Below are 22,914 nucleotides of genomic sequence, written 5' to 3'. Positions count from 1 at the left end.
ATCATTCCTTTCCTATCCGTTTTTTAAGTTGTATCTGATTTTCAAGAAGCCATGTATCGAGACGCTTTTGCCACACTTCTGTGGCTCCATCTTGAAAGTCCCTTATAAAAGGTTCAAGCTTTAAGATTGCCAAATCAACTAAATTTACGGATTTCCATAGGTCATAGCTATCCGTAATCAAGTAATAGGCAAGGTCAGGTTCAGGCTTAGTTTTTAAGGCTAGATAGAAGTATTGAGCTGCTTGCTGAGATGCTCCACGTTCTTTTGCCTTAAACCCTTCTTCCAAGAGCTCTTCGAAACTTGACACCAATATTTCACACGTTGCATAATCGATACCTATTGGTTCAAGTGGATAAGGCTCTACTAAAAGCATAGACATCTTTTCGGTCTTTAGTTCGATTTCAGGCTCTAGCTCGTTTTCGGGCTCTGGCTCGTTTTCGGGCTCTGGCTCGTTTTCGGGCTCTGGCTCGTTTTCGGGCTCTGGCTCGTTTTCGGGCTCTGGCTCGTTTTCGGGCTCTGGCTCGTTTTCGGGCTCTGGCTCGTTTTCGGGCTCTGGCTCGTTTTCGGGCTCTGGCTCGTTTTCGGGCTCTGGCTCGTTTTCGGGCTCTGGCTCGTTTTCGGGCTCTGGCTCGTTTTCGGGCTCTGGCTCGTTTTCGGGCTCTGGCTCGTTTTCGGGCTCTGGCTCGTTTTCGGGCTCTTCATTTTTAAACGGTATTTCGTTTTTCTTTTCTGGCGATTGTTCAAGTGCTAAAGATGGCAAAGGTTTATCTTTTATATGCATTTTTTGAGTGCGTTGAATTCTCTTCCGCTTATATAAGATCATGATCAAGAACGGAACCAATAGACAAATTCCCGTCATAATCATCCAACCTATCAAGAGACCTGCTCTTAAGAAGAAGGGAAAACTTAGGGCATCTAAGCATACTAATAAAGAAACAATAAACCCTTCAAAAGCCTTAAATCCAAAAACTGAGGATTTAAAACTAAATACCAAGATAAATGGAAGGCTGACAATCGTAACAACTAACCCATACAGGAAAATCCTGCTCGCCTCCTTGTTCTGATTAACTTTTCATGTATTCGACAGGACTTTTGATTATTCCTTCTAAAAGTCAGCAAACATCATTAAATCCTCAACATTGTCAAAAAAAATGCAGTAATTATAGCCACAAGATAACAAGGTAACGTCAAACGGAATAACGTTCTTGAATCTACTTCAGTTATTGCCGATGTTACCGAGCTAAAGCCCCAAGGAATAAGCGCTGCTCCAGTCCAAATTCCAATAATCTGACCAAGAATTGCAAAAGGAACTGCTGGTAACTGAGCAGCCTGTGATAAGGCAATAGCAATTCCTCCCACAAGAGGTAAGGAGGAAAATCCGGATCCATCCATCGATCCCAGAATAGCCACCAACACAATAATTCCACCCACCGACCATGAATTTAAGGGGATAAATTCGGATAATCGATAAGCAAAATCGCTAAAAAAGCCCTGTCCATCATTATGAAATATTTGTTGAAACCCTGTTTTAGTTCCTAAAAAAAAGAAACTGGACATGACCACAATCGGAACAAAAATCCCAATTGAAAAGCGCAGTCCATCTTTCAAATATCCTACAAAGCTTGTAAATGCTTTCCGGCGCTCCTGAATAAAAACCCCTATACAAAGAATTAGTAGAGTCGTACCCCCGACTAATGCACTTGCAGCATCCCCCCGGATTTTGAAGAAGAACATAAAAAGGACAGTTAAGCCATAACAAAAAATAGCGATTAGCCCTAGAATTCTAGACTTTTTCAAGTCTATCTCTTCCGTTACCCTATTTAAGCCCTTTATGATATTTGGAGAATGCCGTATACGCGCCTTTACCAAGACCTTCGTGGGCTCTAGATTCTTATCTTTCAAAGTACATGGACTGCTATCGTCTTTCAACTTGAATTTTAAGAGTAAGCTCCCAGTAAGGACAGCCAGTAAACCACTGCTTAAAACAATGAGCAAAGATTCATTGATCAGAACAGGTACAGGAATACCTGTCGATTTACTCAATAAAGACGGCGCTCCTTGAATAATAAAATCGCCGGATAAACCCAATCCTTCTCCAAAAAGGGTTAAACTCAAAGCAAGCCCCAACGGGTTAAGTCCAACTTTCTTAAGTGCGGGAACAACAACTGCCCCTAATAAAGTAATTGCCGGAGTGGGCCAAATCATTAAGGTTAAAATCCACATTGCAATTCCGATTAACCAGTAAGCAGTACTCAGTCGATTCAAACGTAATAAGGGTTGCACAATTCTTTGGTCTGCCCCTGTATCCTTTAGAAGACGTGTTAAGGCTACGACAATCCCAATTAACAGGATAACTGACAATAAATTAGTCGTCGCCAAACTCAATGCTCGAAAAGAGATTTGAATAGATTCAAGAGGATTTCTAGAATAAGCAAAACCGACCACAAATAACCCAATAGCAGCCGATAAGACAGGAGGATTTTTCCAAAATAGTGTCAATATGATAAAAACAACAAAAATGAGAAATACCCAATGTGCTAGAGTTATCACGCTAATTATCACCTTCCATTGGTCTAGTTTCTCAATTCCAGACTCAGTCTATGCTCTAGAAAAAACTTAGCCCAACAAAAAAGCACCACCCATTGGTAATGCAAGTATTCATTTTCTTTAAGTTCTGCAATCTAATTTCATTAAACTTTTGGAAATTAACCTCTAGACAGAAAAGAGCCTCGTTAACAACGAGACCCAACTGACTCTGCACGTAATATGCTTCCTTTTTCACGACAAACGACTTCGCGTTCTGTAAATTCTGCTAACCGCTCTTCGAATTTTTGTCTTTCTTCATCACGGACGAATACTTCAACCTTAACCGTAGCAGAAAAATCCTCACTTCCCGTCACCCAGTTGTTGAGTCGATACTGGTATTTTAAAGTCTCATACCAATTATACCCTGCTTCCACTTCATAAATCGTATGTGAAACTAAACGACTCACCTCAAGTTGGTCTAAGAGTTGCCGTGCAGTTCCACCATAGGCTCGCGTTAGCCCTCCTGTCCCTAAAAGAATTCCTCCAAAGTAGCGGATGACAACCACTAATACATCCCATAACTCGCGAAACTGCAAAACATCTAAAACAGGTCTTCCACCCGTGCCTTGTGGCTCACCATCATCGGTTGATTTTTCAAGCTTACCTTCATAAAGGCGATAAGCATAAACATAATGTCGAGCATTAGGATAAAGTTGTCGAGCCTTCTCTAAGCCCAGATTGACCTCTTCGACAGTTTTTACAGGGAACACGAGTGAGATAAACCGTGATTTATCAATCGTCTGTTCCCAATTCCCCTTCTCTAAAATCGTTAAATAACTCACTATTTTATTACTCCTAATTTACCATTTACTGATTTTTTAAGTTCCCTGATTTCTGATTGGCCTTACTAAGGAATCGGTCTTCTTGAATGATAAACCTTTCGTGCCGTCCTGATCCAATTTTTTCAACTTCATCATATGCGTCTATCTCAAAAACCAAGCGCCGACGATCCACTTCAACTAAAACAGCCTCAGCCCACACCTTCATACCGATAGGCGTAGCTGCAGAATGGATAATCTCTAGAGCTGTCCCCACGCTAGATTCCCCAGCCTCAAATTGTAACGCATTAACTGCTGCAGCTTCCATGAGGGCAACTAGAGCGGGAGTTGCAAAAACGTCTAAGGACCCGCTTCTCATACTTTTAGCCGTATTTGCTTCATATACCACATTTTCGGCTCGACCCTTTAATCCAACTTTAAGATCTATAAACATATACTTGTCTCCCTTCACTTTCTTAGATAATATATTTTAACATATACCCGCATTTTATTGAAAACTCGTTTAATCGAAAAAAGCCTCGTTTCATAAGCGACAATTTTTAGTATCCACTACAACGCAAAAAAAGAGGACTATTGGGTCCCCTTTGATTTTTGTAAATCTTATTTCGTACTTTAAGCTTTTCTTCCACTTACTATCGCGACAACGCCACCCAACAAATTTTGATAACGTGTCTCCACTAAACCGCAACGCGTAAAAATTTGTGCTAACTCTTGTTGAGGAGGAAATTCCACAGCTGAATCGTGAAGGTATTGATAGGCCCTTGCTTTACCAGCCCATATTTTCCCCATCCACGGTACAAGCTTATCAAAGTAAAACCAATATCCCTGCTTAAAGACGGGTAGCGTCGGTTTGGCCATATCTAACGAGACAACCATAGAACCGGGCTTAACCACGCGGTACATTTCTTTAACTCCTTGTTCAAGGTTTGGCAAATTTCTGAGTCCCCAGCCAACCGTTGCTCCATCAAACGTATTATCAGGAAATGGCAGTTGCATAGCATCTCCCTGCATCAACGTAATTACGGATTGAAAGGGTGAGGAATATATATTTTCTTGGGCTCTTTCTAACATGTTTTCAGAAAAATCCAAGCCTGTTACCTTACCTGACGCTCCTATCGCTCCAGCAATTTCTATCGATAGCTGTCCCGTTCCACAGCAGACATCTAGCATATGCATGCCAGATTTGGCTTCAACAGTACGTACTGCCTTCCGCCGCCACCCCTTATCTAATCCAAAACTCATCAGTGTGTTCATCAAATCGTAGCGTTTGGCGATCGAATTAAACGTTTCTTGTACATAGGTCGCTTTATCTTTTCCGGAAAAATCCATTTATTTGATCCTCGCTTTCACTTGTCACCTAGAGTTGATTGTAAAGGATTAGTGATTTATTGTCCATGGTATCTCAGGAATTAGTGAAGCGCGCTTTTTCCCCTGTCCGTAATTACCCAGGAATAGAGATCCTCAGATATCAATTGACACCTCTGACAATCTGTTCCCTTATAACAGGAACAGCCCGAACAGCCTCCCATTCCGCACGAGGAAGATATGATTTCTCTTTTTTGAATATATCCCATGTTTTCCAGTTGAGCTATTGTATTATCAACGCGTTGGAGCGTCCAACCCAACTTCTCAGCGATTTCCGTAACAGCGATTGAGCGTTCTTGGTCCATTATCTTTAAAACTTCACTCAACATATTATTTTACCTCCGGACGTTAAATACACATATTTTAAAACCCTAAAACATGTCCCAATTGTAAAACCAGCCAACCTGCCCCAAAGCTCAAAAGCAGATTATAAACGACTCCGAAACCTGTCCATCGCAAACTCCCGATTTCTTTATGCATTGTTACAACAGTAGCTAAACAAGGAATATAAATCATATAAACCACTAAAAACGTAAAAGCAACTAACGGGGTCATGGCCCCCGTCATGGCCTGAGCGATTGATTGAGGAGAATCCGCTGTAACACCATATAAAATTCCCAACGTGGACAACGTTGTTTCCTTCGCTGTAAAACCAAACAATATCGCAACCATAATCCGCCAATCAAATCCCAGCGGACTGCCTATAACAGCCAAGGCACTTCCAAGTTTTCCTGCCCAAGTTTGTTCCATAGAGACACCCGTAGGAAAAGAACTTAAAAACCAAATAATAATGGAAGCGACTAAGATAAAAGTCCATGCTCTCTTCATAAAGTTAAAGGTTTTCTGCCAGGCTGGAAGCAACACATTGCGAATCGTTGGCCGGTGATAAAGGGGTAATTCCATAACAAAGGCAGATTTTTCTATTTGGATAACTGTCTTTCGAAAGAGAAAAGATGAAAAAATGATTAAAAGGAGACTTAATCCTAAAAGGCTCACCATCACTAAGGCTCCCCTTCCTCCGGGGAAAAATGCTGCTACGACCGCGCTCATAACTCCTAAGCGAGGAACACATGGAATTAAAGGATTAAGAAGGATCGTTATTAGTCGATCCTTTGGATTTTCCAACGTCCGCGTCGCCATGATTCCCGGAACATTACATCCATAACTCGATACGAAAGAGAAAAAGGATTTTCCATGAAGCCCCATTGCTTGCATAAATCGGTCCCCGAGAAAAGCCGCTCTTGCTAAGTAGCCACTATCCTGCAAAATAGAGTAAAAGATAAAAAACATCCCAATTTGCGGAACAAAAGCGAACACCGCGCCTACCCCTGCAAATATCCCATCCCGAATTAAACTTTGAAGAGATTGGGGTGCTCCAACCATTTGCAATAGAGCAACAAGAGCTCCCGCTACCCAACCCATAAAACGCGAGATAAGGTCACCAAAAGGAGCACTTGCTACAAAAGAGAACCAAAATACGATAACCAAAATTGCGAGAAGGATCGGATACCCCCAGATAGGTGACAAAGCCCAGCGATCTAACCTTTGAGTCCAATTTTCACCCTTATCTTGATTATACCTAACAAAGTCTGGCATAAGCGAACCAATGAATTGATATTTTGCATCCGTGATCGCCATTTCCAGTTTGGCCTCATTCCATCCCGAAATATTCCACTCTGTTAACAATTTTCTTACCGATTCAGGAGGTGTTTTCTTAAGCGCCTGATCATCCTCCATAAATTTAAGAGCAAGCCAGCGTCGAGGGAATTCTCCACTCTCCGGCAGTTCAGCTTCTATCGCCTTTATCTTCGCTTCCAGCTCCTCTGGATATTTCATGACCACAGGTTGAGGAGCTTCAGGCAGATGGCTTAGGTTGATAGCCTCCTGTAAGAGCTCCTTAATTCCCTTGCCTTTAGTCGCTATAACCTCAATCACGGGAAGATTAAGAGTCTGGCTCAATTTGGGGGCTGAAATGGTAATCCCTGATGTTACAGCTAAGTCCATCATATTAAGACCAATTACAACATTAGTCGTTAATTCGAGAATTTGTAAAAGTAAGTATAGGTTTCGTTCAATATTTGAGGCATCGAGCATTGCCACAACGACATCCGGTTTTTCATTGAGGATATATTCACGCGTTACGATTTCCTCTTGAGAATATGCTGTCAAGCTATACGTCCCTGGAAGGTCCACTAATTCAACGGTCTGGTCCTTCACCTTAAAATAGCCTGCTTTACGTTCAACCGTTTTACCTGTCCAATTACCCACCTGTTGATTTAAGCCCGTCAAATAATTGAAAACCGTACTTTTGCCGACATTTGGATTACCGACAAGGGCGATTTTCAGACTTTCCATCGGATTTTCCCCTTCCCTACTTTAGCATAATATTTTGAATGTTTCTCAAAACGCACAATCTGCTTTGTCAAATTCTGCAAATTATTCTCAATTATGATCGATGAGAATCTTAGCACACTCTGAAAGACGCATTGCTAAATAATATCCCTTTACACGAATTTGCATGGGCCCACCCCAAGGAGCCAATCGGATCACTTCTACTTCAGCTCCAGGTACTAACCCCATATCCATCATGCGGCGTCGCAACGCTCCCTTATCCAGAACAGACCGGATATGTGCCTTTTCCCCAGGTTGGAGCAGGTTTAGTGAATAGTCCATAAAGACGCCTCCTTATTGATAATCATTCTCATTACATGGGTAAAATTTAACTGATAATTCTTCTCAGCTATACTTTATCGTTTACCTTACAATCTGTCAATCCCAATATAAAGAAAACCCAGCTTACACCCTGTTTAACGAATGTAAAAGCGGCTGGTTGTACGTATACCAACTAATAAATCATATTCTTTCAACAATATAAAAAAGAAAGATCAGAGAACTCTCTAATCTTTCTTTCACATATTTCATCAAAGCTGAAAATTAATAACGGCGCATTGATTGATAGCAATCGCGGCAATATACTGGTTTTTCGCCAGAAGGTTGGAACGGAACTTCCGTTTCAACTCCACAATTGGAGCAAGTAGCTGGATACATTTGACGTTGAGGACGAGCTCCAAAGCCTCCGCTTCTTCTTCCACCATTGTTAGCAGCTTTACGAGCTTGGCGGCATGAAGGGCAACGACCAGGTTCATTCTCAAATCCTTTTTCAGCATAGAATTCTTGTTCGCTTGCAGAAAAGGTAAATTCTTGGCCACAATCGCGGCAGGTTAAAATTTTGTCTTGAAACACTTAAGGTTTCCTCCTTATTATGGGTAGTTTTTTCTCAGTTTGATCTCTGCGCAAACTCCCGATCCATGACAACCCAAATAAGGGTAAACTAAGGATTTCAAGATTTTTGCAAAGGAACCTCATGAGTTAATATTAGTATAACAAATCTAATTCTATAAAGCAAACTATTATTCTTTTAATTTTGTGAAATTCAACATACTTTTATGTAAATTTTACCATTTTAAAAAAGGAAGGTCTGCTCTTTCCTTTCATATCTTATAGCAAAGGGTTATTTCATTGAAGGGGAGGAATTTGCATGGCTCCACCCGTTTGGGTCCCATCTGCACAACGATTAATAGAAAGACGTCTTTGGGTTCTCGGGTATACGGCAGAAGACTATCCTGAGGATCGGCGTTCGTTAGAATCGATTCGTCGCTACCATACACATCTTGATACGATTGCCCACTTTGCTTATCGATTAGGAGAGGATGCTTCATTACAAGGCGAGTTTAACTCTACTCTAATCCAAGAATGTTCATCTTACGGAGTTTCACCGTTAGTTCTCATTCACAATTTTAACGGGCAAATTTTCGATCCCCAACCCTTGCGTTCTGTCCTATCTTCTTCAACACTTCAGGAACGGTGTATGCAAAACCTTCTTAATCTACTCCCTAATGGCGTAGCTGGTGTGCATATTGACTTTGAAGGAATAGAAGCTGCTTATCGAGTGGCCTATAACACGTTTCTCGAATCTCTGCGTGAGACTCTCCATGCTAGAGGATTTCTACTAACCATTTCTATTCCAGCCAAACGCTCGGAATGGGAGGCTCCTGGGTATGATTTTGCTACCATTGGTCGGACCTGTGATGTTCTAACCCTTATGACTTATGATGAACATTATTCCGGAGGTGAAGCAGGCTCGATTGCTTCCCTACCTTGGATGACTCAAGCTTTGGATTATGCGATTCAATTTATACCTCATGATAAAATTCTCATCGGAATACCGGCTTATGGTTATGATTGGTCCAACGGTCCCACTAAAATGATTCCGATGAATGACATACCTACACTCGTCCAGCAAACCAATGCTCGTATTCTATGGGATGACCCGGCGGTCGAGCCCTACTTTTATTATTGGCAGGGACGCACTCGTCATACGGTTTGGTTTGAAAGTGAATTAGCAGCAAAAATCCGCCTTAGCTTCGTCAAAAATTATCGTCTCCGCGGAATTGCAATTTGGCGTTTGGGGTATGAGTCACGTCGTTTTTGGCAAGCTGTAAGTAGTAAATTGAAGTGATGATTTTTCTGAGCTTGATCTTTAAATGAAGAGAGCTGTCCTGAAAATTTATGATCAGGACAGCCCTATATTTCACTTTTGTTAAAATTTCTACTCGATTGTTCTTACTGAACAGCTTTCATCAGATTACGGACGAAGAGTGCTTCTGGCACTGCACCTTCGAATTGAACGTCTTCATCAATAATGCTCTTAGGCACTCCATAAACATTATATTTCTGTGATAAGTCGGGGAACTCCGTCGCCTCAATACATTCGGCTTTAATATGAGGATTGATCATTGCCAATTGGTGAGCCGTGCGCACGGCACGGGGACAATGCGGTCAAGTGGGGGTTGTAAAGACTTTAATGGTAACATCTTTCTGCACATTTTCCACCTGACTGATGAGATCAGGAGATAGCTTTGTCTTGCCCGTAGAAATGTCTACGATATCTTCAATCAATGTTCCAAATTCATATCCTGAGGGAATACCATAAAAGCGTACACCCGTGTCCTGTCCAGCTGAACTTTCAAGGATAAGCGCGGGAACTCGCTCAACATCATACTGCTTAACATAATTTTCTTCAGTAGGATATTGATGCAATTCGAAACGAATTTTATCGCTTAAGTTAGTAATTTCCTGAGCCAACTGCTCCGTCTCTTTACAATACATACATTCCCCGGGTTTAGTATTATCCTGAACAAATAAACGTAAAATAACAGGCTCAGCAAGTTGTTCGTTAAAGAGTTTTCGGATGTCAGCAGCATCTTTTTCTGAAAGTAGACTCAACTTAAAACCTCCTTTTGGGGATAATTTTTAATTTAGCATATCCTCTTTATTAAGATAAGCTTAATGCTAAAATTTTTCAAGGCCTTGTACATACAATCATTAACAATTATTATACAGTTAGGAAGAATATACGTGGAGGTAAAATTATGTATGAATTAAAAAATCACATGGAATCGGTTGCCCAACAAGCTCTTAAAGAATATATGACCAAAGTTTCCCTGCCCTGTACATGTGAACGTTGCCTTGCCGATATTCTAGCACTCACATTAAATCAACTTCCAGCCAAATACTATGTGTCCTTAAAAGGAGAAATTCTAACCCAATGGGAAAGTCAATCACGCCCTGACCAAGCTAAGGTTATTGCAGCTGTGGCCAGGGCAGCCAAACAAGTAGAGATTACCCCTTCACATTCCTAAGTCGCAACCCTAATCTGCATTTAAAGCGATAAGCATGGTTAGCAAAGTGATTATCACGAGGCAAAGTACCCGAAACGAAGAGGTAATCGCTGAAGTGATTGAGATGAGTTCGATTTCAAGGTTTTGCACAACGGATCACCCTAACTTTAAATTTTCGCAATAAAATCTTTGATCTTCCATATTTAATATATGTTATCTTGATTCTTTTTGTATCATCGATATCTTCCCCATATAAAGTGAGGTTTTTCAAAGTGTTTGACCCTCAAGGTTTAAAGCAATTTTCTCTTTTTTCTACTCTAACCGAGGATGACCTCAACTCCCTGCATTCTCAATTTAAAGTAAGACGTTATCGCAAAGGTCAAATACTTTTTGCGGAAGGTGAAATCGGTTCTCACGTTTATTTTGTGGTATCAGGGCAAATCAAGCTTAGTAAAACCTTACCTGATGGTACTGAACAAATTCTCGACTGGTGTGGACCCTATGATAGTTTAGCCGAAATCTTATTGATAGAATCCGGTCCTTACCCCGTGACAGCTGAAGCAATTCAAGAAAGTCAGGTCCTTGTTCTTTCGAATCAAGGGATCCCTGACCTATTAGTTAAGCATCCCCAACTTGGGATTTCCCTTGTTCGCACGTTAAGTAAAAGGCTTCGCCTCAATCAAGAGTTTATTCGAATTTTAACCAGTCGCTCAACTGCAGGGATGCTTGCCGCACTTCTTCTTCGCTTAGCACGACCTGCTCCAAATCCAGGAGAACATATTTATGTTGACGGAACACTTACACATAAAGATTTGGCAAGTATGATAGGTACCTCTCGGGAACTGGTTAATCGGTCCATCAATAATTGGAAGAGGCTCGATATTCTGCAAATTAAAGAGGGGCGTCTGGAAATTCTGAGGCCACAAGAACTCGCAGACTGGCCATAAATTATTAGTTGTAGAATTTATGCTCACGCAACCCTTCAGAGAATCGACAATCCGCGAATCCTTCGGAATCCAGTGACTTAACTTTTTCCCAGGCTTCATCCCACGTTAAGCTTGTTCGACGCCGCCAAAAAATCATGGCGGCGCGTATTTTTTCAATACTGTCCTGCTGAGGGAAAGCTTCCACGAGGCCAATACCTCCCCAAGACTTTACCCATTCACTATAGCAATGAGCAGCCTCTGATTGACCTTGAATCTGTCTAAGCGTAAAAAAGCAAGCCAATTTTACAAGGACTTTTTCATCATTTTTACGTTTGCAGACTTGGCCATCCAGATCGAGTCCCTCAATCAAAAGTAACAGAACCAAATAGTGGAGACGAACAACATATCGAAGTTGCTCTGGATTGAGTTGGAGAATTTCTGCTAAACGCCCTAAGGGACGAAGGTAAAGCTTAACCGCAGGCTCACTTGTATCTATCAGTGCAAATGCCCCCACAGGAATGGGAAACAGGTCCTGCATACCACTATCTTCTAGTTTTATGAGTAGTTCCTTTTCGACTTGTAACATTCGTTGGTCTTGCCGTTTCAACTGTTCAGAGGTATCCTTGAGAAAATTTTCTGCTTCTCGTGGGTGATCAGGGAGTTGCTCAACCCATTCTCTAAAACGTGATCGCCGCGGTAAAAGAATCTCTAGTAGATTGGCCGTCTCCTGTTGTAAAGTTTGAAACCCATGCTTAACTTCATCCGGATTCTGATACATCCCTTTCATTAAAAGATCTGCACTGCGGGGAATTTCCATAGATTCTTCAAATCGAATCATCGCTTCCCCGTTTATTATTTGAAACTTAAGTCCAATAGCTTGTTCGACCTCAAGGCGCAAGGAGCACACCCGAATTCCCCCTTTAGGGCATATTACTTGATTAAATCATATGGTTAAAAACGAAAGTTCAGACCACTCATTTGCGTCTTCCATTGGAGTTTGCTAAAATTAGACAATCACAATTTCAAAACTACAGAAATGAGTGATCCTATGTCAGATCGGAATTACCGGGGTTTAACTTTAGATCGCTTTCAAGCTGAAGCTTTAGACGCTATTGATGAAGGGCGCTCAGTTATCGTTGCTGCCCCAACCGGAACCGGAAAAACGTTGGTTGCCGATTATCTCGTCGATAAGGCCATCGAAGCGAAACAACAAGTCATTTATACTGCGCCAATTAAGGCCTTGAGTAATCAAAAATTCAAGGACTATAAAGAGTTATTCGGGCCTGAAAAAGTGGGTATTATGACCGGTGACGTCGTGATGAATCCTGATGCCCCTTTACTTATTATGACAACAGAAATCTTTCGTAATCAAGTCATCACTGAAGATCCTGCTCTGCAACGTGTCACTCATATTATCTTTGATGAAATTCATTGGCTTAATGATGAGGAGCGGGGAACTGTTTGGGAAGAATCGATTATCTTAGCCCCTGCACATATGAAAATTCTCGGACTGAGTGCTACAATTGCGAATGCCAAACAACTGGTGCAGTGGATTGAATCCATCCGAGAAGAAAAGGTCTCGCTCATTGAAGAGCAACATCGCATCGTCCCTTTAGATTACTTTTTCTATACGAAGGATACGGGGCTTGTAACTTATGAACAATTATGGCGCTATTACCGTCAAAAGATGAAAGAACGCAAGAATCCCGCAAGTTCACCTTTTTCGCCCACCACTCATTTGGACTTAATCCGAACGATTCACCGTAAATATCTGCCAACCCTTTATTTTGTATTTAGCCGTAAACAATGTGCGGACAAAGCAAGAGAGCTTGCCGCTATTGCTAATTATCTTAAACCGAGTGAGAGCGCTCAAGTTGAAGCCTCATTTCTTCATCAATTTGGACCTGAAGAAGAGTGGTCAGCCTCAACCCGACAACTTAAACGCTTATGCAGTAAAGGAATTGCCTTTCATCATGCGGGTCTTCTGCCTGCCCAAAAAGCAATTGTTGAGGAGCTATTTTTAAAACGCCTCATCCATGTTCTTTACTGTACAGAAACCTTTAGTGTCGGCATTAATTATCCCGTTAAAGCCGTTTGTTTTGACTCTCTTAATAAATTTGATGGACGCAACTTCCGAGCATTGGCAAATCACGAATTTTTTCAAATGTCTGGAAGGGCTGGCCGCCGTGGAATCGATGAGCGAGGCTATTCTTTTGCTTTGGTCGATTTAAACTATATGGAGAAAAGTCCGCCGCCACGATTCAACATCAAACGTTTAGAACCTTTGACCAGTCAGTTTAAGCTCTCTTACAATACCGTCTTAAATCTCCAAGCCACATTAACTCCAGAACAAATCGGATTATATTTTCACAAAAGTTTTGCCGCTTTTAGTTATGTTCAGGCCAACGATGATCTCACTTCGGAACTTGAGCAAATCAAACAACAACTGACAGATATTCAGAAAATCGTCTGTGAGCATGCTGGAACGTTCTCCTGTTGTCTGAAATATTACCCTAAGAAGAAGGAACTTGAACGTTTGAATCGCTCTTATCAAGCTCTTGGACCCCGTCGTCAAAATCGTGCTTACGGTCGAGAAATGGCACGGAAGATTAGGACATGGCAAAAACTCCTTAAGGTAAAACCTCCAAATTGTCCCACTTCCAAGCTCTCCATCTGTGAACAAGAAACCAAGAACCTAACAAAACTTCAACAACGAGAAGCTGAAATTAAGAAGGAACTGTCATCCCTCCCTGATCAGCACTCTTTCCTTTCTGAGTTTCAGTTTAAGTTAAACCATCTCCGTCAAATGGGATATATTCGCGGAGAAGAGCTTCTCCCACGTGGAGAATGTGCACGACATATCTATGTTCAAGAACTTCTGGTTACAGAACTTATTTATTCCGATATCTTTGATACTCTTGATGATAACCAGCTCAATGCTTTGTTATCCGCAATTGACTTCGAATCGAGGAAAAATGACTTTTTCCAGAAGTTACCTATTCTCGACTGGACCCCTATTCAGGAATTAGAGCACTATATACAATCGGTCTGTGGCGTTGATACTGTGCGCTATGATCCTCGTGTTTCCATCATTACCTACTCTTGGAGCAAGGGGCTTTCCTTCATTGAGATTCAACAGCTTTGCAATCTCGATGAAGGCGATATTATCTCCGTATTTCGCCGGACAATCGACCTCTTACGCCAAATGAGGGATGCAGTCACCGAACCTAGACTGAACCAAAGGTTGAAAACGTGTATGGAGAAATTAGATCGTGATGAAGCGGCTATCCTTGGCCTATAACAGACCTTTTCAAAACAGATCTTAATAGTGAGAAGGGGCCGTTGCACTTAGTTCACAAAGTGTAACGGCCCCTTCTCTTTATGTTGTCAAATTCATTTTCTACTCTTCAGAAACCTCAAAAGAATCTTTACCTACTCCGCATTCCGGGCAAGCCCAATCATCCGGAATATTTTCAAAAGCTGTGCCTGGAGCAACTCCTGAGTCTGGATCACCAATTTCAGGATCATATACATAACCACAGACTGAGCAAACATATTTTTTCATGTACACGGCCTCCTTTTTTATTTTCATTAAAATGCCCTTAAATATTAGTTTTTAAAGGCAATCATTTCAACTTCAACTTTCACGTCCTTGGGGAGACGTGTGACTTGCACCGCAGAACGAGCGGGGGGTTCTGCAGTGAAAAACTCTGCATAAATACTGTTCATAATTTGAAAATCATTCATATCAGCAAGAAAAACAGTCGTTTTAACGACATTATCCAGGGAAGTCCCCGCTGCCAGTAATATTTGTTCCGCATTTTGCAAAACCTGGCGAACTTGCTCTTCTATACTTGGACCTGCTAAATTTCCCTCGGGTGTTAACGGAATCTGACCCGAAGTAAATACCCAATTTCCAACTTCGATTCCTTGAGAGTAAGGTCCAATTGCCGCTGGAGCCTTCGTTGTCGAAATAACGGTTTGTTTCATTTGAATCAACCTCTCTAATCCAATTTTTATCTAGAAAACCTACAGCCCGTCCCCATAGAGAGATATTCTATAGTGTTCCCAAACATATTTTTTAAATTGCATAACACAGTGACAGTCACCTTGATGAATACAAAAACCGACGTCTAATTTTCCCAAAAGATGATGATGGAGAATATGAACGTTAATATAAAGATGATTAACCCGCTGTCTAACGTTAAGATAGCGACGAAGAACCCCAATAAAAAACAAAAAAAGCGTGAAATTTAATTTCCATGCATAAGGAAGATACATCCACGTTCCTAAGCTTGTTGACCCTAAAATCAATGTTGTCAATAACCAAGCAAATTCGCGTTTTTGATAAAATTGCCATTCTCTATATCGAACAAGAAACTCAGTAAATAAACGTTCCATTCGGGGTGAGATCGCAGGCGCACCATCATGCTTTACTTTTTGCACATAGAAAGGCTGGATAATCACGCCCATTTAAAAGTCTCCTTGAGATTAGATATTTCCACGAAGTATAAGCTTATTCAGCTCCAATAAATCTCCGTAATAATCCGTTTGAACGTCTTCCGAGGGTGTTCCAACGAGGAAGGTTTTCATTCCAGTATTTCGCGCGACTAAATCTTCGATTGGATGATTTCCAACCATCATGCATTCCTTAGGGGATAATCCTAGACAGTGGGCAATTTCTTCATAAAATCCCAACTGTGGTTTACAAAAATGGAAATTTTCCATAGAGGGAATGAGCGAAAATTGTTCTGGAGACAATCCTGCCCATCGAATACGCTCTTCAATAGCGAGCGTTGGCATAACAGGATTTGAAGCAATCGCTACAGTATACCCTTGTTGGATAGCGCTTTCAACGGCACGCTTACCCTCTGAATTCACCTTGACTAAGCAGCTCAGAGCTGGAAAGTCTGTTTTATAAAACTCTTCAAAAATAGGCCACAGCGTAGTATAGGTGAGACCTGTTACTTTCGTAAAATCCTCAAAAAAGTTTTGAAGATTCGTTTTTCCTTCTTTTGGTTCTTTAATTATGGTTTCGGTTGAACGCATCACGTTTTTCCCAAACTTCTCTGGAGAAATGAGATGGCTGAATCGAGGGGCCAAAAGTCCAATATAGTTGCGCATGAATTCCTCTTGATCCATTAACGTCAGGGTTCCATCTAAGTCAAAAAGGATTGCTTTTATCATCGTTCCACCTAATCCTTGTAGTTATACTTTAGTATTTCTCCCTAATTTTCAAAATTCCTGCTGAATCCTTAACTTTCCCTAGTTTCCCCATTTTGAATGAAAGAAAACAGAAAGACAAAACTGCTTGCTAAAATAAGCAGGCAGTTTTGTCTGAGAAACTCTTATCTAACTTATTTTGACCACTTTTCGAGAATGATCTCAGCTGTGTGTTTAACTTTCACTGGCGAATTCAGTTTATCTAATCCACCATAAATCTGCATCAGGCATCCGGGGCAATCCACAGCGACAACTTCAGCCCCTGTATCTTTAATATTATTCAATTTCTTCTCAAGAATAGGGCCTGCCATCTCTGGAAATTTAATGGAATATGATCCGCCAAAACCACAGCAACGATCAGAATCTTTCATCTCAACGAGATTTACACCTTTAATGTTCGTTAAGATTTCCCGTTGCTCTTTATATACACCCATTTTACGTTTTAAATGGCAGGAATCATGGTAGGTCACTTTCACATTTTCTCCATCCCCGCCTGGCGCCAAACCTCCTAGGTCATATAGAAGTTTCGAGAAGTCAAAGGTCTTCCGGCTAAGTACTTCTGCTCGTTTCGACATTGCAGGATCATCCGCAACTAATTCTCGGAAGCTATCCTTCAAAGCATGGGTGCAGGTGGGGCAAGCCGAAACGACATAATCTACTTTTTCTGCATTCATTGCCTCAATATTGATAACAGCCGATTTACGGGCATTTTGACGGTCACCCATATAGCTGGCCGGAGCGCCGCAGCAGGATTGTCCCTCAGGGAAAATCACCTTGTATCCTTTTTCATTTAATCCTCTGACAACACCCTCACCAATCTTAGGATAAGCAAAATCGACAAGGCATCCTCCAAAGAAAGCAACCGTTCCCTTTTGCTCTTTAACGTCTTGATCCATCGTCTTAATGACATCGCGGAAAGGGACATCAGCTATTGTTGGTAAACTCCCATTTTGAGTTAAACCTGAGAGGAGCATGGGGAGATGACGAATCATTGGCTGCCCCTTAGAAAAAGGCAATTGCGCTTTAGAAGCTACCTTCAAGAGAGAATGAAAAAGACGACGGTTAGAGACCACGTCCAATGCAAATTTTTGTACGAAGGGCAAGCCCTTCTTCTCTCCAATTCTATTTCGAATTTCTAAGATCATTTCCGAAATATTAAGCTTTCCAGCGCAAACCTCATCACATCTTCCACACTGAATACAGAGATTTTGAGGATTAGCTGTGTCGTCTTCTGAATTGAGGAAGTTGGTCAGAATGATCCCAATTCCTCCCGTATAGATATGGCCATAGACATGTCCTCCAACCAATTGGAATGCAGGGCAGACATTCAAGCACGCTGCGCAACGGATACATTGGAACGTCTTCTTAAACTTTTCATCCTCATACATTTTCCGACGTCCATTATCCATAAGGACAATGTGGAATTCCTTACCATCTATGGTACCGTCAGGGTAATACGCAGGAGTTTGACCGGTAATCATCGTGACATAACTTGTAATCTGTTGACATGTCCCATTTCGGGGAAGCATCTGAAGAATTGCACTTGCATCCTCAAAATTGTTCACAAACTTTTCAATTCCTACAAGAAAAACATGTGTTTTAGGCCAGGTAGAGGTCAAACGAGCATTACCTTCATTGGTAACCATCATCAATGTACCTGTTTCAGCCACTGCAATATTAGCTCCTGAGATTCCCATATCCGCATCCATAAATTTCTTGCGCATTTCAGCACGTGCAGTCTTTACTAATTTTGAAATTTCCGGATCATTATGATAATGTAAATTCTTGGTGAATTCATCAGCAACTTCTTCTTTAGTCAAGTGAATTGCTGGCATAACCATATGAGATGGACGTTGGCCCGCCATCTGAATAATCCATTCCCCTAGGTCAGTTTCTTGCACATCCAGTCCTGCATCAATCAAGGTTTGATTAAGGTGAATTTCCTCTGAAGCCATCGATTTAGATTTAACAATATTGTGGACATTTTGCTTTTTGGCCAGTTCGAGAATATACTGTCTGGCATCTTCCCCCGTTTTCGCACGGTAGACTTTTGCGCCACGCGCAGTCGCTGCTTTTTCGAACTTATCAATCATCTCATCGAGATGTGTAGCTGCATAAGACTTAACATCAGCAATTTTATCCCGAAGAGCATCAACATCATAGCCTTCATAAGCTTTTGCCCGTGCATCTGAATACGTATCAACAAAACGACCTAAAGCACCTCGAAGTGTTTTATTTTCTAGCGCATCTTCAATTCTTTGTTTAAATTGTGCATCTGCCATTTTATTTTCCCTCCTCGACCGAATCATCCACAAAGATAGCGATGAGCTCCCCAGGTCCATGTACTCCGATGGTTAATACTCGCTCAATATCGGAAGTTCGGCTTGGACCTGTAATAAACCCTATGAATCCAGGAATCTGTGGTTCCGTGTGGATTACGCTCAAGGCTTCTGGCAAGGTTGGAATCAAAGCAGATGTCCGCACAAGTGCAAAATGAATAGGAGTAAATGCAGAACACAGACGTTCATTCACATCTACCGCATATTGGACTAAAGTTCCGAGTTCAGCAATCGCCCATTTCATTTCTGTTATTCCGGCATCTACTGTGGGAGTTACTTCTTGATAATGATCCATATGTAGGGTAAGTCCACTTTCAGGGAGAAAATGAGCTAAATCACAGCTCCTCGCTAAAGGTGAATCCACCATAGCTATGCTCTTGATCCCTTTTTCCTGGAGGAGCTTACCCATCAATTTTTGAGCCTCTGCTACCGTATTCGCACGATAACACTCGCCTGACACAGACTCCATCTTACTTTTGAAACGATCATATAAGAGATTAACATCTCCCACTCTACTCAACTCCTTGTCTCTCTTACTCTTTTTTATACTATGTCCAGGTGGTCAGACCACCTTGCAAAACTAATTTTATTCTACAATGTTTGAAATTACAATCTTTTTCGTAAAATTAGTTTTTAAAATTTTTTAATAATCAAAAAAAGGTTACCCCCTATATTGAGGAAGTAACCATTACTCGTAATTTCTTTTTTAAAGTGAGGTTTATTTGTACTGATTGGCTAATCTTTTTTTAAGATTCTGAGCAACAATTTCAGGATCAATCGGGTTTCGAGCAATACCGCTTTCAATCGCTGCTTTAGCAACTGCTTTAGCAACTGCAGGTGCAACTTCAGGGTCAAATGCGCTTGGGATAATATTATCTGTACGAAGATCTTCAGCTTTAACAAGGTTAGCAATTGCGTATGCTGCCGCTACTTTCATAGCATCATTAATATCAGTTGCTCTTACATCAATCGCGCCACGGAATACTCCTGGGAAAGCTAAGATGTTGTTAATTTGGTTTTGAACATCAGAGCGACCGGTAGAAATCACTTTAGCTCCCGCTTCAAAGGCTCTCTCTATGGGCCAAATTTCAGGAACAGGATTAGCTTGACAGAAAACAATCGGATCTTTTGCCATCGAACGAATCATATCTTCGTTCAAGACATTAGCAGCCGATACTCCGACAAAAACATCCGCACCGACTAAAGCACCGGCAAGATCGCCACTGAATCTTTCAGGATTTGTAGCTTCAGCGATTTCATCTTTATATTTATTCATACCTGCAGGACGACCTTTGTAGATAGCGCCCTTTGTATCACACATAATAACGTTCTTTAGTCCCATACTCATGAGCAACTTAACAATGGCAATACCGGCTGAGCCAGCCCCATTTGCAACAAGTTTGATATCTTCAATGTTTTTTCCGACAACTTTAAGTGCATTGACTAGACCGGCTAAAGTTACAATAGCGGTGCCATGTTGGTCATCATGAAAAATCGGTCCTTTGAAGATGCCATGTTCTTTCAATTTGCCTTCAATTTCAAAACACTCAGGCGCTTTGATATCTTCAAGATTGACACCGCCAAACGAAGGAGCGATAAGCTCAACCAATTCAACGATTTTGTCAGCGTCAGTGGTATTAACACAAATCGGATAGGCATCAACATCTCCAAAAGTTTTGAAGAGTAGCGCTTTTCCCTCCATAACGGGCATTGAAGCAGCAGCACCCAGATTACCTAAACCTAGGATTGCTGTACCATTGGATACGATACAAACTGCATTAGCATGATTGGTATATACATCGAGATCTTCTGGATGGGCCGCGATTTCTTTGACGGGTTCAGCAACTCCTGGAGAATAAGCCAACGTTAAATCATCAACGTCATTTGCGGGTACAGTAACTCTGACTTCTAGCTTGCCGGGTTTTACCTTATGGAATTCTAAGGCTTCCTCACGAAGATTCTTAATACGTGACATGTACTTCGCCATCCTCTCATCTTAAATCACTTAACTCTTAAAAATAAGGAGTCCCATTATTTAGGACGCCTGGCTACATGAGCTTGCAGCCAGGCGTTCAAGCCAAATCTATTTTCTATAGCAATTATTTATTCATAGTTGCATTTTTAGCTTCGATTTCAAGGTATGTTGCTAAGATGTCTTTTGCATTGAGATAAACAGGCGTGTCTACCATTTTCCCGTTCAAGGAAACGGAAGCTTTACCTTTGGCCAAACCTTCTTCTTCGAAGACTTTAACAACAGCCTTTGCCCATTCAACATCGGCAGGATCTGGAGCATATAATTTATTGGAAGGCTCAACTTGTCCTGGATGAATAATCATGCGGCCTTCATAACCCATTTGACGACCATCAGCAACGTTTTTCTCAAAACCTGGAATGTCTTTATAGTCTACGAAAGGAGCGTCGATTGCGACAATTCCTGCCATGCGGCAAGCTACCGCTACTTTTGCACGTGCATATTGTTGTTCAACAGCTGCAGAGGTCAATTTTACATGCATATCGCGGCAATAGTCTACTGCACCGAAAATAGCATTGACATTACGTTTGCTCGCAAGACAGCATTCTTCTGCGTTGGCAACACCTTTAGCAGTTTCAAGAAGCATGGAAATTTTAACGGTTCCGACTGGGATACCACGGCGACGCTCAAGCTCTTCTAGTTTCCAGTCCAGTCTTTGCACATCAGCTGCGCAACCAGTTTTTGCTAAGGTTACACCGTCAAGGCCTGGCCAAACAATAGCTTCAAGATCGTCATCGGTCAATAATGTTTCCCAGTTATTGATACGAACAAAGACTTGTGCTCCACCAGAATGACCTACTTGAAGATTTTCCTTGATCATTTCGCGAGTAGCCACTTTTTCTGCCGGTGGAATAGCATCTTCAAGGTCAAAGGTGATAATATCTGCTGGGATTGTTGATATTTTGGAAATGAATTTGGGATTGTTTCCTGGGATGTACATAATAGATCTCATAACTGCCATGACTAATTACCCCCTAAAAATTTTAAATTTTTTATATCTAAGGTAAAAACCTTAGTAGCATATTAATTCGCGGTCTTATCCGCTAAAAGTCAGTCGCTAATTTCTCTTTTAAAATAAGTGGAATATCTGTAGGTGTATCTGCTACAAAGCCTCCGGCTTTACGAATGGCTTCCATCTTACTTTTGGCTGATCCCCGTCCGCGTTCAACGATATTGGACGCGTGCGAAAAGCGCTGACCCTCTGGAGCCCATGCTCCAGCAACGTAGATGACAAAAGGTTTTGTGAACTTCCCAGCGGCGATAACTTCAGCACATTCTTCTTCTTGTGTCCCGCCAATTTCAGCATAAACCGCAACCCCTTTAGTTTCAGGATCCTCTTCAAAATAGGGGAGCAAATCTGCCATCGAAGTTCCTAGGACTGGCTCGGTTCCCGTGTGAACCACAGTACTGACCCCAAAGCCGCCTTCTCTCAAGACCCAAGGAATTGTACCCGATTGTCCCCCACTCCGTGAGAAAACACCGATACTCCCTTTCTTAAAGAATTTATTAGCCCACTCAACATTTCCGCCAAGCCAGCCGACAACTGCTTCTTCTGGGGTAAGGATTCCTATTGAACCGGGTCCAATGACCCGTGAGCCTTTGATTTTGGCATAAGCGATCATCTCCATAATGTCATGAATAGGTGTGCCTTCAACACAGGGAATAATATTTTTAACCCCTGCATCAGCAGCTTCCATCACTGCTGTTTTCAGACCTCGGCCCGGAACAAATACAACACTAAAGTCGATTTCTCCATTGGCCTGCACTATTTCTTTCACCGTGTTGTACACGGGTATACCATAGACTTCCTCACCTGATTTCCCTGGACTAGTTCCACCGATGAGCTTCGTCCCATATTCCATCATATACTTTGTCCTAACTGATCCCTCACGTCCAGTGATCCCTTGGACAACCACTTTAGTCTCTCTATTGATCAAAATGCCCATTTTTATCCCTCATTTAACATTTTGCTCGGTTGTTACC

At 41.6% G+C, this 22,914-nt stretch carries 25 protein-coding genes and 1 pseudogene; 5 read left to right on the top strand and 21 right to left on the bottom strand.

From position 1 onward, the window contains the following. Position 1: 1 nt before the first annotated feature. Entirely contained in the window at positions 2 to 781 is a 780-nt protein-coding gene (locus DESME_RS16160) for a hypothetical protein (RefSeq protein ID WP_179943935.1), read from the bottom strand. 40 nt (positions 782 to 821) lie between these two features. Between DESME_RS16160 and DESME_RS16040 the strand changes: the two genes are divergently transcribed. Continuing rightward, positions 822 to 1,064 carry a hypothetical protein gene (locus DESME_RS16040; protein ID WP_167998831.1) on the top strand — a complete coding sequence of 81 codons (243 nt, stop codon included), beginning with the start codon at positions 822 to 824 and terminating at the stop codon, positions 1,062 to 1,064. Positions 1,065 to 1,125: 61 nt separating this feature from the next. On the opposite strand, the gene DESME_RS05930 is transcribed toward DESME_RS16040, so the two are convergent. The 8 genes from DESME_RS05930 to DESME_RS05895 all read right to left on the bottom strand — a co-directional run bounded on the left by DESME_RS05930 (position 1,126) and on the right by DESME_RS05895 (position 7,973). Continuing rightward, positions 1,126 to 2,499, bottom strand: coding sequence for a citrate transporter (locus tag DESME_RS05930; protein ID WP_242837424.1), 1,374 nt, complete (start codon positions 2,497 to 2,499; stop codon positions 1,126 to 1,128). A gap of 233 nt (positions 2,500 to 2,732) precedes the next feature. After that, positions 2,733 to 3,371: a YigZ family protein gene (locus DESME_RS05925; protein WP_025248689.1), complete on the bottom strand. Its 639-nt coding sequence runs from the start codon at positions 3,369 to 3,371 to the stop codon at positions 2,733 to 2,735. A gap of 22 nt (positions 3,372 to 3,393) precedes the next feature. Next, entirely contained in the window at positions 3,394 to 3,798 is a 405-nt protein-coding gene (locus DESME_RS05920; protein WP_006715640.1) for a thioesterase family protein, read from the bottom strand. A gap of 179 nt (positions 3,799 to 3,977) precedes the next feature. After that, complete coding sequence (locus DESME_RS05915; protein ID WP_006715641.1) at positions 3,978 to 4,694, bottom strand: demethylmenaquinone methyltransferase; 717 nt, start codon at positions 4,692 to 4,694, stop codon at positions 3,978 to 3,980. An 80-nt stretch (positions 4,695 to 4,774) separates the two neighbouring features. After that, entirely contained in the window at positions 4,775 to 5,059 is a 285-nt protein-coding gene (locus DESME_RS05910; RefSeq protein ID WP_006715642.1) for a winged helix-turn-helix transcriptional regulator, read from the bottom strand. Positions 5,060 to 5,093: 34 nt separating this feature from the next. After that, a complete protein-coding gene (feoB, locus tag DESME_RS05905) occupies positions 5,094 to 7,085 on the bottom strand; it encodes a ferrous iron transport protein B (protein WP_006715643.1) in 1,992 nt (663 codons plus the stop codon). Positions 7,086 to 7,172: 87 nt separating this feature from the next. Further along, complete coding sequence (locus tag DESME_RS05900; RefSeq protein ID WP_006715644.1) at positions 7,173 to 7,403, bottom strand: FeoA family protein; 231 nt, start codon at positions 7,401 to 7,403, stop codon at positions 7,173 to 7,175. Between the two features lie 261 nt (positions 7,404 to 7,664). Beyond that, on the bottom strand, positions 7,665 to 7,973 hold the full coding sequence (locus DESME_RS05895; RefSeq protein ID WP_006715645.1) for a zinc-ribbon domain containing protein: 309 nt from the start codon (positions 7,971 to 7,973) through the stop codon (positions 7,665 to 7,667). A 295-nt stretch (positions 7,974 to 8,268) separates the two neighbouring features. Between DESME_RS05895 and DESME_RS05890 the strand changes: the two genes are divergently transcribed. Continuing rightward, entirely contained in the window at positions 8,269 to 9,249 is a 981-nt protein-coding gene (locus tag DESME_RS05890) for a glycosyl hydrolase family 18 protein (RefSeq protein WP_006715646.1), read from the top strand. A 104-nt stretch (positions 9,250 to 9,353) separates the two neighbouring features. Here DESME_RS05890 and DESME_RS16195 read toward each other — a convergent pair. Beyond that, positions 9,354 to 9,557, bottom strand: a pseudogene (locus tag DESME_RS16195) (thioredoxin family protein); the annotation flags it as partial. A gap of 12 nt (positions 9,558 to 9,569) precedes the next feature. Beyond that, positions 9,570 to 10,016, bottom strand: coding sequence for a thioredoxin family protein (locus DESME_RS16190; RefSeq protein ID WP_006715647.1), 447 nt, complete (start codon positions 10,014 to 10,016; stop codon positions 9,570 to 9,572). Between the two features lie 146 nt (positions 10,017 to 10,162). On the opposite strand from DESME_RS16190, the gene DESME_RS05880 reads away from it, so the two are divergent. Then, positions 10,163 to 10,432 (top strand): late competence development ComFB family protein, encoded by a 270-nt coding sequence (locus DESME_RS05880; RefSeq protein WP_006715648.1) that lies wholly within the window; start codon positions 10,163 to 10,165, stop codon positions 10,430 to 10,432. 251 nt (positions 10,433 to 10,683) lie between these two features. Next, positions 10,684 to 11,358 (top strand): Crp/Fnr family transcriptional regulator, encoded by a 675-nt coding sequence (locus DESME_RS05875; protein ID WP_006715649.1) that lies wholly within the window; start codon positions 10,684 to 10,686, stop codon positions 11,356 to 11,358. A 4-nt stretch (positions 11,359 to 11,362) separates the two neighbouring features. On the opposite strand, the gene DESME_RS05870 is transcribed toward DESME_RS05875, so the two are convergent. Next, the gene (locus DESME_RS05870; RefSeq protein WP_006715650.1) at positions 11,363 to 12,244 is read right to left on the bottom strand and encodes a hypothetical protein; all 882 of its coding nucleotides are present in this window, start codon (positions 12,242 to 12,244) and stop codon (positions 11,363 to 11,365) included. 141 nt (positions 12,245 to 12,385) lie between these two features. On the opposite strand from DESME_RS05870, the gene DESME_RS05865 reads away from it, so the two are divergent. After that, on the top strand, positions 12,386 to 14,638 hold the full coding sequence (locus DESME_RS05865) for a DEAD/DEAH box helicase (protein ID WP_006715651.1): 2,253 nt from the start codon (positions 12,386 to 12,388) through the stop codon (positions 14,636 to 14,638). 99 nt (positions 14,639 to 14,737) lie between these two features. Here DESME_RS05865 and rd read toward each other — a convergent pair whose 3' ends face one another. The 9 genes from rd to DESME_RS05825 all read right to left on the bottom strand — a co-directional run bounded on the left by rd (position 14,738) and on the right by DESME_RS05825 (position 22,877). Continuing rightward, the gene (gene rd / locus DESME_RS15605) at positions 14,738 to 14,902 is read right to left on the bottom strand and encodes a rubredoxin (protein WP_006715652.1); all 165 of its coding nucleotides are present in this window, start codon (positions 14,900 to 14,902) and stop codon (positions 14,738 to 14,740) included. Positions 14,903 to 14,946: 44 nt separating this feature from the next. Further along, positions 14,947 to 15,327 (bottom strand): RidA family protein, encoded by a 381-nt coding sequence (locus DESME_RS05860; protein WP_006715653.1) that lies wholly within the window; start codon positions 15,325 to 15,327, stop codon positions 14,947 to 14,949. Between the two features lie 39 nt (positions 15,328 to 15,366). Next, positions 15,367 to 15,810 carry a hypothetical protein gene (locus DESME_RS05855; protein ID WP_006715654.1) on the bottom strand — a complete coding sequence of 148 codons (444 nt, stop codon included), beginning with the start codon at positions 15,808 to 15,810 and terminating at the stop codon, positions 15,367 to 15,369. 18 nt (positions 15,811 to 15,828) lie between these two features. Further along, on the bottom strand, positions 15,829 to 16,524 hold the full coding sequence (locus tag DESME_RS05850) for an HAD family hydrolase (RefSeq protein ID WP_006715655.1): 696 nt from the start codon (positions 16,522 to 16,524) through the stop codon (positions 15,829 to 15,831). Positions 16,525 to 16,694: 170 nt separating this feature from the next. Continuing rightward, positions 16,695 to 18,842 (bottom strand): L-lactate dehydrogenase (quinone) large subunit LdhH, encoded by a 2,148-nt coding sequence (ldhH, locus tag DESME_RS05845; RefSeq protein WP_006715656.1) that lies wholly within the window; start codon positions 18,840 to 18,842, stop codon positions 16,695 to 16,697. 1 nt (position 18,843) lies between these two features. Further along, on the bottom strand, positions 18,844 to 19,410 hold the full coding sequence (locus tag DESME_RS05840) for a LutC/YkgG family protein (protein WP_006715657.1): 567 nt from the start codon (positions 19,408 to 19,410) through the stop codon (positions 18,844 to 18,846). 207 nt (positions 19,411 to 19,617) lie between these two features. Continuing rightward, positions 19,618 to 20,874 carry an NAD(P)-dependent malic enzyme gene (locus DESME_RS05835; protein WP_006715658.1) on the bottom strand — a complete coding sequence of 419 codons (1,257 nt, stop codon included), beginning with the start codon at positions 20,872 to 20,874 and terminating at the stop codon, positions 19,618 to 19,620. Between the two features lie 124 nt (positions 20,875 to 20,998). Beyond that, on the bottom strand, positions 20,999 to 21,892 hold the full coding sequence (locus DESME_RS05830; RefSeq protein ID WP_006715659.1) for an HpcH/HpaI aldolase/citrate lyase family protein: 894 nt from the start codon (positions 21,890 to 21,892) through the stop codon (positions 20,999 to 21,001). An 82-nt stretch (positions 21,893 to 21,974) separates the two neighbouring features. Further along, positions 21,975 to 22,877 (bottom strand): succinate--CoA ligase subunit alpha, encoded by a 903-nt coding sequence (locus DESME_RS05825; RefSeq protein ID WP_006715660.1) that lies wholly within the window; start codon positions 22,875 to 22,877, stop codon positions 21,975 to 21,977. Between the last annotated feature and the right edge of the window lie 37 nt (positions 22,878 to 22,914).

It is taken from the genome of Desulfitobacterium metallireducens DSM 15288 (assembly GCF_000231405.2).
GTDB lineage: Bacteria > Bacillota > Desulfitobacteriia > Desulfitobacteriales > Desulfitobacteriaceae > Desulfitobacterium_A > Desulfitobacterium_A metallireducens.
Note: the sequence above shows the minus strand (reverse complement) of the source record. Positions and strands in the feature narration are given on the sequence as shown.

Coding starts and splice junctions, on each gene's coding strand:
- DESME_RS05825 (WP_006715660.1), bottom strand. CDS start 22,877: ATGGGCATTTTGATCAATAGAGAGACTAAAGTGGTTGTCCAAGGGATC.
- DESME_RS05890 (WP_006715646.1), top strand. CDS start 8,269: ATGGCTCCACCCGTTTGGGTCCCATCTGCACAACGATTAATAGAAAGA.
- DESME_RS05860 (WP_006715653.1), bottom strand. CDS start 15,327: ATGAAACAAACCGTTATTTCGACAACGAAGGCTCCAGCGGCAATTGGA.
- DESME_RS05880 (WP_006715648.1), top strand. CDS start 10,163: ATGTATGAATTAAAAAATCACATGGAATCGGTTGCCCAACAAGCTCTT.
- DESME_RS05850 (WP_006715655.1), bottom strand. CDS start 16,524: ATGATAAAAGCAATCCTTTTTGACTTAGATGGAACCCTGACGTTAATG.
- rd (WP_006715652.1), bottom strand. CDS start 14,902: ATGAAAAAATATGTTTGCTCAGTCTGTGGTTATGTATATGATCCTGAA.
- DESME_RS05915 (WP_006715641.1), bottom strand. CDS start 4,694: ATGGATTTTTCCGGAAAAGATAAAGCGACCTATGTACAAGAAACGTTT.
- DESME_RS05830 (WP_006715659.1), bottom strand. CDS start 21,892: ATGGCAGTTATGAGATCTATTATGTACATCCCAGGAAACAATCCCAAA.
- DESME_RS16040 (WP_167998831.1), top strand. CDS start 822: ATGATCAAGAACGGAACCAATAGACAAATTCCCGTCATAATCATCCAA.
- DESME_RS05900 (WP_006715644.1), bottom strand. CDS start 7,403: ATGGACTATTCACTAAACCTGCTCCAACCTGGGGAAAAGGCACATATC.
- feoB (WP_006715643.1), bottom strand. CDS start 7,085: ATGGAAAGTCTGAAAATCGCCCTTGTCGGTAATCCAAATGTCGGCAAA.
- DESME_RS16160 (WP_179943935.1), bottom strand. CDS start 781: ATGCATATAAAAGATAAACCTTTGCCATCTTTAGCACTTGAACAATCG.
- DESME_RS05835 (WP_006715658.1), bottom strand. CDS start 20,874: ATGTCACGTATTAAGAATCTTCGTGAGGAAGCCTTAGAATTCCATAAG.
- ldhH (WP_006715656.1), bottom strand. CDS start 18,842: ATGGCAGATGCACAATTTAAACAAAGAATTGAAGATGCGCTAGAAAAT.
- DESME_RS05920 (WP_006715640.1), bottom strand. CDS start 3,798: ATGTTTATAGATCTTAAAGTTGGATTAAAGGGTCGAGCCGAAAATGTG.
- DESME_RS05910 (WP_006715642.1), bottom strand. CDS start 5,059: ATGTTGAGTGAAGTTTTAAAGATAATGGACCAAGAACGCTCAATCGCT.
- DESME_RS05865 (WP_006715651.1), top strand. CDS start 12,386: ATGTCAGATCGGAATTACCGGGGTTTAACTTTAGATCGCTTTCAAGCT.
- DESME_RS05855 (WP_006715654.1), bottom strand. CDS start 15,810: ATGGGCGTGATTATCCAGCCTTTCTATGTGCAAAAAGTAAAGCATGAT.